Origin of the sequence: Pantoea sp. KPR_PJ, from assembly GCF_041386365.1 — a bacterium.
Classification (GTDB): Bacteria; Pseudomonadota; Gammaproteobacteria; order Enterobacterales; family Enterobacteriaceae; genus Pantoea.
In genome coordinates this window covers 52,537-67,189 of the sequence record NZ_JABMIK010000002.1, presented here as the reverse complement: position 1 = coordinate 67,189, position 14,653 = coordinate 52,537, and the positions used below count along the sequence as shown (strand labels likewise).

Annotated in this window: 12 protein-coding genes; 7 read left to right on the top strand and 5 right to left on the bottom strand. The window is 55.8% G+C overall.

Annotated features, from left to right (window positions below):
- Positions 1-2: 2 nt before the first annotated feature.
- The 3 genes from rsmF to yebS all read right to left on the bottom strand — a co-directional run bounded on the left by rsmF (position 3) and on the right by yebS (position 5,498).
- Complete coding sequence (gene rsmF, locus HP564_RS04955) at positions 3-1,427, bottom strand: 16S rRNA (cytosine(1407)-C(5))-methyltransferase RsmF (protein ID WP_371241971.1); 1,425 nt, start codon at positions 1,425-1,427, stop codon at positions 3-5.
- A 221-nt stretch (positions 1,428-1,648) separates the two neighbouring features.
- A complete protein-coding gene (locus HP564_RS04950) occupies positions 1,649-4,285 on the bottom strand; it encodes an MlaD family protein (protein WP_371240808.1) in 2,637 nt (878 codons plus the stop codon).
- Positions 4,254-5,498 carry a membrane integrity lipid transport subunit YebS gene (gene yebS, locus HP564_RS04945; protein WP_371240806.1) on the bottom strand — a complete coding sequence of 415 codons (1,245 nt, stop codon included), beginning with the start codon at positions 5,496-5,498 and terminating at the stop codon, positions 4,254-4,256. The genes HP564_RS04950 and yebS overlap by 32 nt, the downstream gene beginning before the upstream one ends.
- Before the next feature lie 230 nt (positions 5,499-5,728).
- Here yebS and HP564_RS04940 point away from each other — a divergent pair, with 230 nt between their 5' ends.
- The 4 genes from HP564_RS04940 to htpX all read left to right on the top strand — a co-directional run bounded on the left by HP564_RS04940 (position 5,729) and on the right by htpX (position 10,189).
- Complete coding sequence (locus HP564_RS04940; RefSeq protein ID WP_371240804.1) at positions 5,729-6,229, top strand: GAF domain-containing protein; 501 nt, start codon at positions 5,729-5,731, stop codon at positions 6,227-6,229.
- A gap of 96 nt (positions 6,230-6,325) precedes the next feature.
- Positions 6,326-7,012, top strand: a complete 687-nt coding sequence (gene proQ, locus HP564_RS04935) for an RNA chaperone ProQ (RefSeq protein ID WP_371240802.1) — start codon at positions 6,326-6,328, stop codon at positions 7,010-7,012.
- Between the two features lie 19 nt (positions 7,013-7,031).
- A complete protein-coding gene (gene prc / locus HP564_RS04930) occupies positions 7,032-9,077 on the top strand; it encodes a carboxy terminal-processing peptidase (protein ID WP_371240800.1) in 2,046 nt (681 codons plus the stop codon).
- 230 nt (positions 9,078-9,307) lie between these two features.
- A complete protein-coding gene (gene htpX, locus HP564_RS04925; RefSeq protein ID WP_371240799.1) occupies positions 9,308-10,189 on the top strand; it encodes a protease HtpX in 882 nt (293 codons plus the stop codon).
- A 45-nt stretch (positions 10,190-10,234) separates the two neighbouring features.
- Here htpX and HP564_RS04920 read toward each other — a convergent pair whose 3' ends face one another.
- On the bottom strand, positions 10,235-11,614 hold the full coding sequence (locus HP564_RS04920; RefSeq protein WP_371241969.1) for an MFS transporter: 1,380 nt from the start codon (positions 11,612-11,614) through the stop codon (positions 10,235-10,237).
- A gap of 186 nt (positions 11,615-11,800) precedes the next feature.
- Between HP564_RS04920 and kdgR the strand changes: the two genes are divergently transcribed.
- Entirely contained in the window at positions 11,801-12,592 is a 792-nt protein-coding gene (kdgR, locus tag HP564_RS04915) for a DNA-binding transcriptional regulator KdgR (protein ID WP_371240797.1), read from the top strand.
- A gap of 27 nt (positions 12,593-12,619) precedes the next feature.
- Here the strand turns inward: kdgR and HP564_RS04910 are convergent, their stop codons facing one another.
- Positions 12,620-12,856 (bottom strand): YobH family protein, encoded by a 237-nt coding sequence (locus HP564_RS04910; protein ID WP_371240795.1) that lies wholly within the window; start codon positions 12,854-12,856, stop codon positions 12,620-12,622.
- Positions 12,857-13,066: 210 nt separating this feature from the next.
- Here HP564_RS04910 and HP564_RS04905 point away from each other — a divergent pair, with 210 nt between their 5' ends.
- Both HP564_RS04905 and HP564_RS04900 read left to right on the top strand, forming a co-directional pair.
- The gene (locus HP564_RS04905; protein ID WP_371240793.1) at positions 13,067-13,333 is read left to right on the top strand and encodes a YebO family protein; all 267 of its coding nucleotides are present in this window, start codon (positions 13,067-13,069) and stop codon (positions 13,331-13,333) included.
- Between the two features lie 27 nt (positions 13,334-13,360).
- Positions 13,361-14,371, top strand: coding sequence for an MBL fold metallo-hydrolase (locus tag HP564_RS04900; protein WP_371240791.1), 1,011 nt, complete (start codon positions 13,361-13,363; stop codon positions 14,369-14,371).
- Positions 14,372-14,653: the final 282 nt, after the last annotated feature.

Here is a 14,653-nt window from a genome sequence, read left to right as displayed (position 1 = left end):
GGTCAGCTAAACAGACGACCGTCGCGCACCAGTTCGCGGGGATAGCTGTTTTTAATCCGGCTGCCTACGCGCTTTGCCAGCCCAATCGGCTGTTGCTGGTAGGTCACAATCATTTCCTCCTGCTGAAGCGGCACGTCAGGAAAAATATCCCGGCCGCGATACCATGTCAGCGCGTCATCGGCGGTTAACTCAAACGCCCGTCTGGCATCAGGCCTGGCCAGCGCAACCACCGCCTCATGCTGCCAGCGATAGCCCCTGGCAAACGTCTCTGCCAGCTTCAGACCGATACGCGAGAAGCGCACGCGGTTAAGCAGCGGAGCAATCTCTGCTGGAAACAGCCAGATCTCCTTATCGCGTTGCCACAGAGTCAGTTCGGCGCCCCAGCGCAGACAAACCGATGCCGCTGCGCTGGTTATCTCTGCTGTCTGTTTTTTATTCAGAGGCGTAAAGGGCAGCTTACCCAGCTTATAGCCCGGCTGAGCAGGTGGCGGAACCGAAGCGGTTTTGCGCAGACGCGCGACAAAAAAACCTTCGCTGTCGAAAAGCTGCGGGAACACATGCAAAAATCCCTCTGGCGTCAATGCTGCTGCGGCATCGGTAAACAGGCCGTCAAGAGAGAGAATTTCCACCGCCTGGGGATACTGTGCCAGCAGCCAGGCCACCACCTGCTGATTCTCAACCCGGTTTAGCGTACAGGTTGAATAAACCAGCACGCCGCCCGGTTTCAGGGCATGGAAGGCGCTGTCGATCAAATCGCGCTGAGTCACGGCGATAGCTTCGGTACTACCCAGCGTCCAGTTTTTCAGCGCGTCAGGATCTTTTCGCACCACGCCTTCACCGGAACAGGGGGCATCCAGCAGCACGGCATCAAACTGTTCCGGCAGAGCGGGCCCAAAGACGCGAGCGTCAAAGTGGGTGAGCGCCACGTTGCTGACGCCACAGCGACTAATGTTGGCATGCAGCACCTTAACGCGGCTGGAGGAGAACTCATTGGCGAGGATCGCGCCCTGGTTATTCATGCGCGCCGCGATCTGCGTGGTTTTCGAACCGGGGGCGGCGGCCATATCCATCACCAGGCGAGCGTCGGGCGCGCCGTCGAACAGCGCGCTGACGGGCAGCATAGAACTCGCTTCCTGAATGTAAAACAGCCCGCTCAGATGCTCGGCCACGCTGCCCAGCGGCAGGCTTTCGTCGTCGCGCTCGATCCAGAAACCTTCTGCACACCAGGGAACCGGCGTCAGCCGCCAGCCATAGTTTGCCGTCTGGGCAAGAAAATCGGCCACGCTGATTTTCAGCGTATTAACGCGGATCGTGCGGCGCAGCGGCTGCTGGCTGATGGTGATAAAACGTTGCAGTTCGGCATCATCCGGCAGCGCATCGCGCATGAGAGTCAGGAAATCAGAGGGGAAAAGGTCGGCCACGGGCAGGTTCCAGTCGAAACGTTAAGTCAGAAACAAGGGCGGCAGTGTAGCACGAATTGGTTGCGGACAGATAAGCCGCCGGCGCGGGAGGAGGCGGCATACCAGCCGGTAAAGCCGCTGTTTTGAGCCTCTCCCGCACCGTTTATTCGGTGAAGATGGCGTGTATGGTAACGCGCCTTGCCCGACTCGACTGGCCGTCTGCAAAGCTTGCAGACGGCCCCAGAAGATTACTGTTGCGGATCGGGAATGGCCGTGCCCCAGCTACGCCAGTTTTTCGGCGCTTCATCCTGCAACAGGAAATGCTTGTCCGCACCTGCCTGCGGTGCCAGCGGCACCGTGGCCGGTGTGGCAAACTGAATACCGCCGCGAATAAACTGCTGGAAAGTCCCGGTTTTCACCACGCCGCCAATCAGACCGAAATCCAGGTTATAGCCTGAGGCCAGCCAGAATACCGAGTTGTTCCGCACCAGATGCTGATACTTCTTGCTGATGCGCAGCGCAACCTGCACGCGATCCGCCATATTACCCAGCGAGGTGCCGGTCACCGTGCCTACTTCTACACCGCGGAACAGGACGGGCGTACCGATCGACAGCGAGCCTGCTTCGGTAGCGTCCACATAGATGGTCAGACCGTTCAGGTAACGAGAGTCCGTGATGGTGCTCTCCTCAACCTCAAAATTACGTGCCGGGCGGCCTTTGCCGGGATCGACATTGATGTAAGGCTGCAACAGGGTTTCCAGATGATTAACGCCCGCTGCGGAAATTTCTGGGGAAACCACGGAAAAATGGCTGCCGCTGCGCGCGAAGTCCTGCACATACTCTGGGTAGAGCACGGCTTTTGCCACCACCTGATTCTTATCCTGATTCAGCGATAACGATTCAACCTGGCCAATATCAATGCCCAGGTAGCGGATAGGCATCCCGCTGGCCAGTTTGCTGGCGTCATAGGTGTGCAGCGTAATCTGACTGCCTACCGCTCGCGCGGCGGTTTCTGACGGATAGAGCGTGCGCTTGCTGCCTTTAGCATTCGCGGCGCCGCTCATATTGTCGAAGCTGATTGCGCCGCGCAGGGCACGATTCAGCGGTGACGCCTGCACGGTCAGGCCGCTGCCGTTAAGCTGCACGCGCGCACCGCCTTCGGCCCAGAACACGCTTTCGCTGGTCAAAAGTTTGCGGTACGCCGGCTTGATATGCACAGCGATATCGAACGCGCTGGCGCGCGGCGTTACGTCAACGATTTCACCCACCTCATATTTACGGTAAAGCACTACCGAACCAGCCTGCACGTCCGGCAGGCTGGTTGCCGTCAGCATCAGCGTCGTGGAGGGGCGGTTGCCGATAATCCCTTCTTCCGCTTTTTCGGCATCAGCAAAGAGCGGATAGGCAGGCTTAACCTCGCCCTTATTACCAGGCTCTAGGCGGATACCGCCATCGACCCACTCGCGTGCGCTGGCACCCAGCACCTTCATTCCGTCGAGGCCGAACTTCACGTCGAGGCGGCTGTTAACGATGAATTTGCTGTCGCCGTGCACCAGACTGCGATAGTCGGGTTCAATTGCCGCAACAAACTGGATACCTTTCTCATTAAGCTCACGCGAAATCACCTGGCCAATTTTCATGCCGTGTAGCATGACTGGCTGACCGGCATCGATACCATAGCTTTCCGGCGCGCTAAGTTTTACCGTTAACACGTCAGGTTTTTGCAACAGTGATTTGTCGGCCGGCAGCACGGTAAAATGCGTCTGCGGCTCACCTTCGCCCGGCACCAGCTCAAGCGTATTGCCGGTCAGCAGGCTGCTGAGATTGGTGTCGGTCAGGCTTACCTTTGGACTGCGCATCTCGATGCGTGTGCCGCTGCGCATCAGGTTCACCACCGAGGGGTCGAGCGTCAGTTCGCCTGTTACCTTACCGCCATTTTGCAGGTTCAGCTGAGTCAGCGTACCCACCTCCAGCCCCTGATACATCAGCGGCGTGCGGTTGGCCTTTAAATTATCGCCACTGGGCAGGTCAAGGCTAATCACCACCCCGCGCTGGCTGCGCGCCAGGTCGGGATAAAGCCGGTAGTTCTGGTCAGTTTTCGCCTGGGGAGAATCTTCTGGCGAATCAAAAGCGATAGCGCCGTTGACCAGCGCCGCCAGGCTCTCCAGCTCGACCTTTGCTCCGCTCAGGCTGACGTCGGCTTTCAGGCCAGAGACGTTCCAGAAGCGGCTGTTAGCCTTTACCAGGTTATTGAAGCGGCGTTCGATAAGCACATCAATCGTCACGCCATCCGTCTTGCCATTGATGCTGTAGTCATAAACCCGGCCGACCGGAATTTTGCGGTAATAAACCAGTGAACCGGAATTGAGCGCGCCCAGATCCGGCGCATGCAGATGGATCAGTAGCTCGCCTGTGTTTACGCGGTATTTAGGCTGGGTATCCTGCGCAATAAAGTTCTCACGCGGCTCGCCGCTGCCCGGCATCATGCCGATATAGTTGCCGCCTACCAGCGCATCCAGCCCGGAAACGCCCGCCAGAGATGCCTTCGGCGTCACCAGCCAGAACTGGGTCTTTTCGCGCAGCGCATCTTTCATATCGCTTTTGATGCTGGCCTTGATTTGAATCGTGCGATAGTTGTCGCTCAGATTAATGCTCTGCACGGTACCGACCTCCACGCCCTGATAGCGGATCGGTGTGCGTCCCGGCACAATCCCGTCAGCTGTCTGAAAATTGATGGTGATCACCGTGCCGCGCTCCTCAAAGTTAGTCCAGAGCAGCCAGCCCGCGATCAGCAGGGCAATAATCGGCAGAAGCCAGAAGGGCGAGACCTTACGTTTGCTGCGCAGCGTCGCATTAGTCGGTGTAGTCGGCGTTTCCTGTTGCATGTGCATCCCAAAGCAGGCGGCTGTCGAGCCACTCAACGGCCATAATGGTCAGGACAACCGCTGCGCCAAAGTAAAACGCAGCAGGTCCCATGGTAAAAGCCAGTAGCTGATCGCGATTGACCAGCGACATGGTTAATGAAATCACAAAGAGATCCAGCATTGACCAGCGGCCAACCCAGGTCACCACACGTAGCAGGCGAATGCGGGTTTTCAGCCCTTGCTCGCAGCGGAAGTGGATGCTTAACAATAGCGTAAGCATCACTAGCACCTTAGTAAAAGGCACCAGAATACTGGCGATAAACACCACTGCCGCCACCGGGACATTGCCGGAGGCGAGGCCGAGGATCCCAGAAAAAATCGTATCTTCACGGCGTGAGCCGTTGACGTAGACCACGGAAATAGGCAGCAGGTTAGCGGGTATCAGCAATACCACAGAGGCGATTAGCGCCGCCCAGGATTTTTGCAGACTGTGGCGGCGGCGAAAATCGAGCGGCGTGTGGCAGCGCGGGCAGCGACCACGGCTATCCGGCTCGCCGGTATGGTGGCAGTTAAGGCAGACCTGAAGCCGGGGGTTAGGGAACGCACACTGTTTTTGCGGATAAAAATGCTCCCACAGTTGCTCAACATTCAGGTGGATCAGCGTCAGCAGGCTCAGCACCGTAACGGTCAGAAACGCGACCAGCCCGTAGCCTGTTTCCAGCGAGGCGTAGTCCTGCACTTTGATTGAGGCGACCGCAATGCCGACCAGGTAGATGTCGAGCATCACCCACTCTTTCACCTTTTCCAGCATCAACAACACCGGTCGCAGATTCATGCCAAGCCGTTGACCCAGGCTCAAATAGCCTATGCCCGCGACCAGCGCCGCTGGCGCACCGATAGTGCAGAAGGCGACCATGGAGGCGGTCAGCACATTGCCCTGTTCCGCCATCTGAATGACCCCGCCCAGCAGGCTGGCGTTAATACGCATGCCGAGCAGGCGGATATCGACCAGCGGCAGGGTGAAAGCAAACGGCATCAGCACCAGTATCATCGCGGCCATCACCGTCAGGCGGCCCATCGACCAGTCGCGCCCGCTGAGAATTTGTGCATGGCAGCGTGGACAATAGGCAGACTGATGCGATTTCACATCCGGTAAGGAAAAAAGGGTATCGCATTGCGGACAACGCTGATAACGTGCGTGAGGCAATGGCTGGCTGATCGCGTGAATTTTCATAGGGTGACGCTGGTTTCGCCCAAATATTATCGCTGTGACCGGATGCGGCGTGGGGTAATAAACGTTTTCACGTTGATGGACGTCCTGAAAAGGTCCCACGTTTCGATCCACAAAAATCTAAGGTTATAGCAACTAACGCTATGATTCACCTTGTGGCGTTGGATATTTAGTGCTTATTTTAACGGGCGGTTAATCATAGCCGTCCTGATGTTAATGGTAATGGTTGAATAATGAACAAAGCTGCCTTTTATGCCGATCTGAATCGCGATATGCGGGCTTTACTTGCAGGCGAAACATCGTTTCTTGCTGCATTGGGTAATTTCAGCGCGCTAGTATACGAACGCCTTGAGGGCGTGAACTGGGCGGGTTTCTACCTGCTGACTGAAGCCAATACGCTGGTGCTCGGGCCGTTCCAGGGCAAAATTGCCTGTGTGCGTATTCCGGTTGGAAAAGGCGTATGCGGTACGGCCATCGCGGAAGATAAGGTGCAGCGCGTCGATGACGTGCATGCGTTTCCCGGTCATATTGCCTGTGACGCTGCCAGTAATGCCGAGATCGTGATTCCTCTGAAAGTGAACGGCATGGTAGCAGGTGTTCTCGATATCGACAGCACCGTGTTTAATCGCTTTGACAGCGAGGATGAAGCCGGGCTGGTTGCACTGACCGATGGGCTTTGCGACGTGCTGGCGAACAGCGACATCGAAAAATTTTTGCAGCTGACGCACAGCTAATCGACTGGATCGCATGGCATTTGGCGATGTTGTCATTATAATGTCGCCTGTTCATGCCTGCTCTGGTCGGCAAACCCGTTGTAATCAGGAAATTTCATGGAAAATCAACCCAAGTTGAATAGCAGTAAAGAAGTGATCGCCTTTCTGGCGGAACGTTTTCCAAACTGCTTTAGCGCCGAAGGTGAAGCGCGTCCGCTCAAAATCGGTATCTTTCAGGATCTGGTGGAGCGCGTTCAAGGCGAAATGAGTCTGAGCAAGACCCAGCTGCGTTCAGCACTGCGTCTCTATACCTCGAGCTGGCGTTATCTCTACGGCATCAAAGCCGGTGCAACGCGTGTCGATCTCGATGGCAATGCCTGCGGCGTGCTGGATGAACAGCATGTGCAGCACGCACGTCAGCAGCTCGAAGAGGCGAAAGCGCGCGTTCAGGCGCAGCGCGAACAGCAGAAAGCAGCAAAACGTGAAGCCGGTGAAGAGGGCGCAGAACCACGCCGTCCGCGTCGTCCTGCCGCACGTAAACCTGCCGAAGGTGATGCGCCGCGTAAAGCACGTCCTCAGACTCCACGTGCGAATGCGCAGGCGCGTAAACCAGCTCCGCGTCCGGCTGCGCAGGCGAAACCCATCACCGATACCTCAACTTTGCAACCAGGCCAGAATATCAAAGTCAAAGCAGGCAAAAGTGCAATGGACGCAACCGTTCTTGAAGTGTCAAAAGACGGCGTTCGGGTCCAGCTCGCTTCCGGCATGGCAATGATTGTGCGCGCAGAACACTTGCAGTTCTGAAACGGAGGCTGACCCCGGCATGAACACCCTGTTAAAAATCGGTATGATTATGGGCCTGCTTCTGGCAGGCCCTTCATTTGGCGCAGAGAACATCACCCGCGCCGATCAAATCCCCCAGCTTCACGAAGATCCGCAGGATGCCACCGTCAGCGAACGCGTGACTTCTCGCTTTACCCGCTCTCACTATCGTCAGTTCGATCTTGACCAGGCGTTTTCAGCGAAGATTTTCGACCGTTATCTGAATATGCTGGACTACAGCCATAACGTGCTGCTGGCATCCGATGTGGCGCAGTTCGCCGACAAAAAGACCACCGTCGGCGATGAGCTGCGCAGTGGCAAGCTGGATCTGTTTTACGATCTCTATAATCTGGCGCAAAAACGCCGTTTCGAGCGCTACCAGTACGCGCTCAATGTGCTGAACCGCCCGATGAACTTTACCGGCAACGACACCATCGACATTGACCGTGCTAAAGCGCCCTGGCCAAAAGATCAGGCAGAGCTTAATGCGCTGTGGGATGCAAAGGTTAAATATGACCAGCTGAGCCTGAAGCTGACCGGTAAAGACGATAAAGAAATTCACGATGTGCTGACCAAGCGCTACAACTTCGCTATCCGCCGCCTGGCGCAGAGCAACAGCGAAGATGTATTCCAGCTGGCGATGAACGCCTTTGCGCACGAGATTGATCCCCATACCAGCTATCTGTCGCCGCGTAATACCGAACAGTTCAACACCGAGATGAGCCTGTCGCTGGAAGGCATTGGTGCCGTCCTGCAAATGGATGACGACTACACGGTGATTAACTCAATGGTAGCCGGTGGGCCGGCTGCGAAGAGCAAGGCGATTAGCGTGGGCGATCGCATTGTGGGTGTAGGGCAGCCCGGCAAACCGATGGAAGATGTTATTGGCTGGCGTCTTGATGATGTGGTGGCCAAAATCAAAGGGCCGAAAGGCAGCAAGGTGCGCCTGGAAATTCTGCCTGCAGGCAAGGGGACCAAAACCCGTACGGTGACCCTGACGCGTGAAAAGATCCGCCTGGAAGACCGCGCGGTGAAGATGAGCGTACATAACGTCGGCAAGCAGAAAGTGGGCGTGCTGGATATCCCGGGCTTCTACGTTGGCCTGACGGATGATGTCAAAGTGCAGCTGCAAAAACTGCAAAAGCAGAACGTTGACAGCGTGGTGATCGATCTGCGTACCAACGGCGGCGGCGCGCTGACCGAAGCGGTGTCGCTCTCAGGTCTGTTTATTCCCAGCGGCCCGGTTGTGCAGGTGCGTGACAATAATGGCCGCGTGCGCGAAGACAGCGATAACGATGGCGTCGTCTATTACAAAGGCCCGCTGGTGGTGCTGGTTGACCGCTTTAGTGCCTCAGCGTCTGAGATTTTCGCTGCAGCGATGCAGGATTACGGTCGTGCGCTGATTGTTGGCGAGCCGACCTTTGGTAAAGGAACCGTTCAGCAGTATCGCTCGCTGAACCGCATCTACGATCAGATGCTGCGTCCGGAGTGGCCTGCGCTGGGCTCGGTCTCCTACACCATCCAGAAGTTCTACCGCATCAATGGCGGCAGCACACAGCGTAAAGGCGTGACGCCCGATCTGCTGATGCCGACCGGTGTGGAAGCGGCGGAAACCGGTGAGAAGTTCGAAGATAATGCGCTGCCGTGGGACAGCATTAATGCTGCTACCTACAGTAAAACCGGCGACGTGAAGCCGCTGGTAGGCCAGCTGACGAAGCAGCACGAAGCGCGCATTGCTGAAGATCGTGAGTTCCAGTACATCATGAAAGATATTGCGCGTTTTAACGCCATGAAAGAGAAGCGTAACATCGTGTCGCTCAATCTGGCCCAGCGCGAGAAAGAGAACCACGAAGAGGATGCGCTGCGTCTGGAACGCATTAACGCCCGCTATCAGGCGGAAGGTAAAAAGCCGCTGAAGAGCCTGGACGATCTGCCGAAAGATTATAAAGAGCCCGATCCTTACCTGGATGAGACGGTCAGAATCGCCAACGATCTGGCCCAGCTGGATAAGTCACAATCCGTTTCCTCTGCGCCTGCTGCACAGTAACGTCAGAGGTTTAAAAAGCACCGCACCGCGGTGCTTTTTTTTGCCTGTAATCTGGCGGCTGTCTGCAAAACAGGCAGCGGAAAACGCCGCAGCCAGCGGAAGCATGACTAAATGTAAAGTTATGTCTTTTTAGGCACTTAAAGATTAAGGTCGCTTGAAAAGCGCCGTGATGACCCTAGGATAGGGATCCGCGCAGCAAGCGCGTGAACAACTGAGGAAGATTAACCTTTATGATGCGTATTGCTCTTTTCCTGGTGACCAACCTGGCTGTGATGTTGGTCTTTGGGCTGATCCTCAGCCTGACAGGGATCCGGTCAAGCAGTGTTCAGGGCCTGATGATTATGGCAGGCCTGTTTGGCTTTGGCGGTGCGTTTGTTTCACTGCTGATGTCGAAGTGGATGGCATTGCGCTCGGTCGGTGGTGAAGTGATTGAACAACCCCGTAACGAAACGGAACGCTGGCTGATGCAGACAGTGAGCCAGCAGGCACAGCAGGCGGGTATCGCTATGCCGCAGGTTGCTATCTACCATGCGCCAGATATCAACGCCTTTGCGACCGGCGCGCGGCGCGACGCCTCGCTGGTCGCGGTCTCCACGGGTCTGTTGCAAAACATGAGCCGCGATGAAGCCGAAGCGGTGCTGGCGCATGAGATCGCGCACATCGCCAATGGTGATATGGTGACGATGACGCTGATTCAGGGCATTGTGAACACCTTCGTTATCTTTATCTCGCGTATTATCGCGCAGGTGGCGTCCGGCTTCCTGTCAGGCAATCGCGACGGCGAAGAGAACAGCAACGGTAATCCACTGGTCTACTTTGCGGTGGCAACGGTGCTGGAGCTGGTGTTTGGTATTCTTGCCAGCATTATCACTATGTGGTTCTCACGCCATCGTGAATTCCACGCTGACGCAGGTTCGGCGAAGCTGGTGGGCAGGGAGAAAATGATTGCCGCCCTGCAGCGCCTGAAAACCAGCTACGAGCCGCAGGAGCCGAGCAGCATGATGGCGTTCTGTATCAACGGTAAAAACAAGTCGCTGAGCGAACTCTTTATGTCACACCCACCGCTGGACAAGCGCATCGAAGCGTTGCGTAGCGGTCAGTATCTGAAGTAAGCGTCAGGCTGATAAAAAGGCGACTCCCCGGAGTCGCCTTTTTTATTACTGCGCCGTGGCGCGCTTCTGCGACAGACGTGACAGGCTGAAGAGCGCGGCAAGGCTGGAAAAGAGTCCAGCCAGAATCAACGAGGCGTGCGTGCCGCTCTGATCAAACATGTTAAACATCAGCGCCACCAGTGCGGCCCCGCTACTCTGACCCAGCAGGCGCGCCGTGCCCAGCATCCCGCTGGCACCGCCGCTGCGATTGCGCGGCGCGGAGGAGATAATGGTATGGTTATTGGGTGACTGGAACAGACCAAATCCGGCACCGCACAGCGCCATGCGCCAGATGATATCCGCATTTTGTGGCTGCGCTGGCAGCATGGCCAGCAGGAACAGCCCGGCGGCGAACAGCGCCAGCCCCAGCCCACCCAGCAGGCCTGCATGAATGCGCTCAATCAGCCGTCCCGCAATCGGTGCCAGCACCATGGTCGCCAGCGGCCAGGGCGTCAGCAGCAAACCGGTGGCGACTTCATCGCGGCCCAGCACGTTCTGCAGGAAAAAGGGCAGTGAGACCATCGCCAGCATCTGCGCGCAAAAAGAGCAGATTGAAGTGCAGATCGACAGGCTAAAAAGCGGGATTCGCAGCAGATCCACAGGCAGCAGGGGAACCGTCATGCGCTGCTGTCGACGGATAAAGAAGCCGCCCACCACCACCAGCACGATCGCCTCAGCCAGCACCAGCGTAAGGTTTTGCCCCTGAGAGAAGCCGGTCAGCGTGTAAATCAGCAGGCCGAAAAAGAGAGCGTTCATTAAGGCGCTCGGCACGTCGAACTTCTGCGACTTTGCTTTCTGGCTGTTATCCGGCAAGAAGCGTAGCGCCAGCCACAGCGCGATCACGCCCAGCGGCACGTTAATCAGGAACAACCATTTCCAGCTGGCGATGGAGAGAATGGCTGCGGCAACCGTTGGCCCGGCGGCGCTGGAGACCGCCACCACCAGCGAGTTAATCGCCATGCCGCGTCCCAGATAGCGCTGTGGATAGATGATGCGGATCAGCGCCGTGTTCACGCTCATCAGTGCCGCGCCACCAAAGCCTTGCAGCACGCGTGCCAGCGTAAGCATGGAGAGGGAAGAGGAGAGGGCACAGAACAGAGAGGTAAGAATAAACAGGCCAAGCCCGACCTGATAAACGCGGCGATAACCCAGCATATCGCCAAGAAACGAGAGCGACAGCAGAGACGCAACAATCGCAATCTGATAAGCGTTAACAATCCAGACAGACTCTGCCGGGCTGGCGTGCAGTTCGCGCGCTATTGTCGGCAGCGCCACGTTAGCGATCGCGCCATCAAGCACGGCCATCATAATGCCCAGCGCAATGGTAAAAATCGCGCCGTAACGCTGTGGAACGGGAAGCCCGTCCTGATAAGGGGTCGGAGACATAATTGAATAAATAAAGAGGGTGAATATCACCATGCTAATGAATTCGCTGTGAAAACGCATCGTTTTTAAGCGAAAATAATGCATGATTTCTCTTCAGCGGTGACAGGCAATGGTAGAGCACGGGGCGACGCGCTATATTGGTCTTCTGTTCCGATTTTATTAAAACAATTTCAAAAAGGGTGCTCTATGGCCGCCAGTGAAAACGACAAACAACCTGATGCCGTCTCCTCCGTAATGAAGGTGTTCGGCATTTTGCAGGCGCTTGGTGAAGAGCGCGATCACGGCATTACGGAACTGGCACAGCGCGTCATGATGTCAAAGAGCACCGTTTATCGCTTTTTACAGACCATGAAATCGCTGGGCTATGTGACCCAGGAAGGGGAGAGTGAGAAATATTCTTTGACCCTGAAGCTGTTTGAGCTGGGTGCGAAAGCGTTACAGAATGTGGATCTTATCCGCAGCGCTGACGTGCAGATGCGCGAGCTGTCCCGGCTGACAAAGGAGACAATTCACCTTGGGGCGCTGGAAGAGGACAGTATCGTCTACATTCATAAAATTGACTCTCTCTACAATCTTCGCATGTATTCACGCATCGGACGCCGCAATCCGCTTCATACCACGGCAATTGGCAAAGTGCTGCTTGCCTGGCGCGATCGGGCAGAGGTGAATGACATCCTGAAAGAGGTTGAATTCAAGCGCAGTACGGCAAATACCCTTACCAGCAGCGAGGCGCTGCTTGAGGTGCTGGACCAGGTAAAGGCGCAGGGATTTGGCGAAGATAATGAAGAGCAGGAAGAAGGGCTGCGCTGCATTGCCGTGCCGGTTTTTGACCGCTTTGGTGTGGTTATCGCCGGGTTGAGCATTTCGTTCCCGACGATTCGTTTTTCTGAAGAGGCAAAAAGCGACTATGTTGCCATGCTGCATCGTGCGGCACGCACTCTGTCCGATGAGATGGGCTACCACCACTACCCATTTTGAGTACAAGCGGGCAGAAGCCCGCTTCATTCAGTTATCGATCACCTCGGCGCTCTTCCTGAGCAGTGGACATCCCGTCACGCCAATTACCCCACTGTCGGTATGCAGATACTGAGCGGTAATCACACCTCGCGCCGTCAGGTAGCTACACTGCAGGCCAAGACCGGCAGCGTTTTTTGTGCTGCCAGTTAGCACGCCATAGCCGGTAAACAGCATAGCAACCCAGATCACAGCAAGCAGAATCATCGTCCGGAAAATCAGTTTCATTTTGTCTCCATGTGATACACAACGCAGCTGTCCTCATTTTGCTGCTGCCTGTAATATGAGTAGCTTGCCTCGCTTTGCCTGCCGAAGCGATCAGAGATTGCTTAAAACGACCTGTTCAGGGAATTCTGCATTCTTACGCATCGCCTGGTCAGCGCTACTCGCAGCAGGTAGAATCGTCCCGACAGACAGATATTCGATGTTGAGGCAGTTATGAATGAGTTAGCCGCATCCTCCGCTCCGCTGTTTAACTATGGCGTTTTGGCAATCATTATTGTTATGGCGTTGATCGCCTGGTTTTTTGTGAATCGCGCCAGCGTGCGCGCCAGCGAACAGATTGCGCTGTTGAATCAGCTCCTGGATGAGCAGAAAAAACAGAATACGCTATTGCGTAAGCTGGTTGAGAGCCAGAGCAGTGCGCAAGATCAGCAGAGCCCTGAAGAGAAGCGCGATTTTATTCGCCTGATCCCGGAACGTTAATCTTCCTTATTACCGCAACGAGGCGACATGGCCTGGCAAAATCCCTGGTATGATGCCAGTAAGGCGCACCATACCCCAGAAGGTTTCCGCAATCTTGAGCCCGACCCGCGTCAGCCAGGTGATGTTGAGCGCTGGCGTAAAGCACGTAAGGCGCAGGGTTTACCCTTTCCGCCCCAGGCGGGCTATGAAGAGTTTACCGCGCGCTGGTGGCATCCTGCCGATCTTTCCGGCAGTGACGACCGCGTCTGGTGGCTGGGCCATGCGGCGATGCTGCTGCGCCTGAACCAGCGCTACGTCTTGATCGATCCGGCGCTCTCAACGCGCGCGTCACCGTTGCCGTTTGCTGGCCCCAAACGAAAATCGCCCGCACCGCTGCGCATCCCCCAGCTGCCGCGACTCGACTATGTGCTGATTTCGCATAATCATTATGATCACCTCGATCTCGCCACCGTTAAGCGTATTATTCGCTGTTTTCCTGAGGTCACGTTTGTGGTGCCGTTGGGCATGGAAAACTGGTTGAGGCGTCGCGGCGCGCGGCATATCACGCCGCTCGACTGGTGGCAAAGCCACCATGATGCCGGGCTGACGCTGACTGCTGTTCCGGCGCGCCACTGGAGCATGCGCACGCTCTACGATCGTAATCGCTCGCTGTGGTGTGGGTGGGTCATTCGCAGCGAGACGCTGAATTTCTGGTTCTCTGGCGACAGCGGTTATTCCGATAATCTGACCGAGATCGCTCGCCGGCTGGGTCCATTTAACCTGGCAGCATTGCCGATTGGCGCATATGCACCAAAATGGTTCATGGCCACCAGCCATATGGATCCTGACCAGGCGGTATCGCTGTGGCAGCATATCGGTCAGCCCTTAACCATTCCTGTTCACTGGGGAGTATTCGAACTGGCAGATGAATCGCTTGATGAACCTCCAGCAGAATTAATGCGCGCAATTAAGCGCAGGGGAGAGGATAAGGGCACCTTTAGGCCGTGGAGAATAGGCGAGAGCCGGGGCCTGAAGAATATTGACCAGGAAAAATCCTAAAGCACGAGCGTAATCCCTGTAGCAGCGCTGGAGTATCATGAGATGTTTTAATCAGAATCAAAGAATAAATGGTAATAAGCAATTTATATTGCTCTGCTTTTATTTAGCGCACAGCGAATTTTTTTTCCTGATTTTGGTGCAAAAGTAATTGCCGCTGGTGCCAGGCAAAGATGTTGCATCGCGCCCGGTGAAAGAAAAAAACGTTAGTGTTTAAATTTTGCCGCCTGGGTTAGAAAAAATTAACGCCATATTTATGCAATACTTTTTCTGCAGATTAAACTG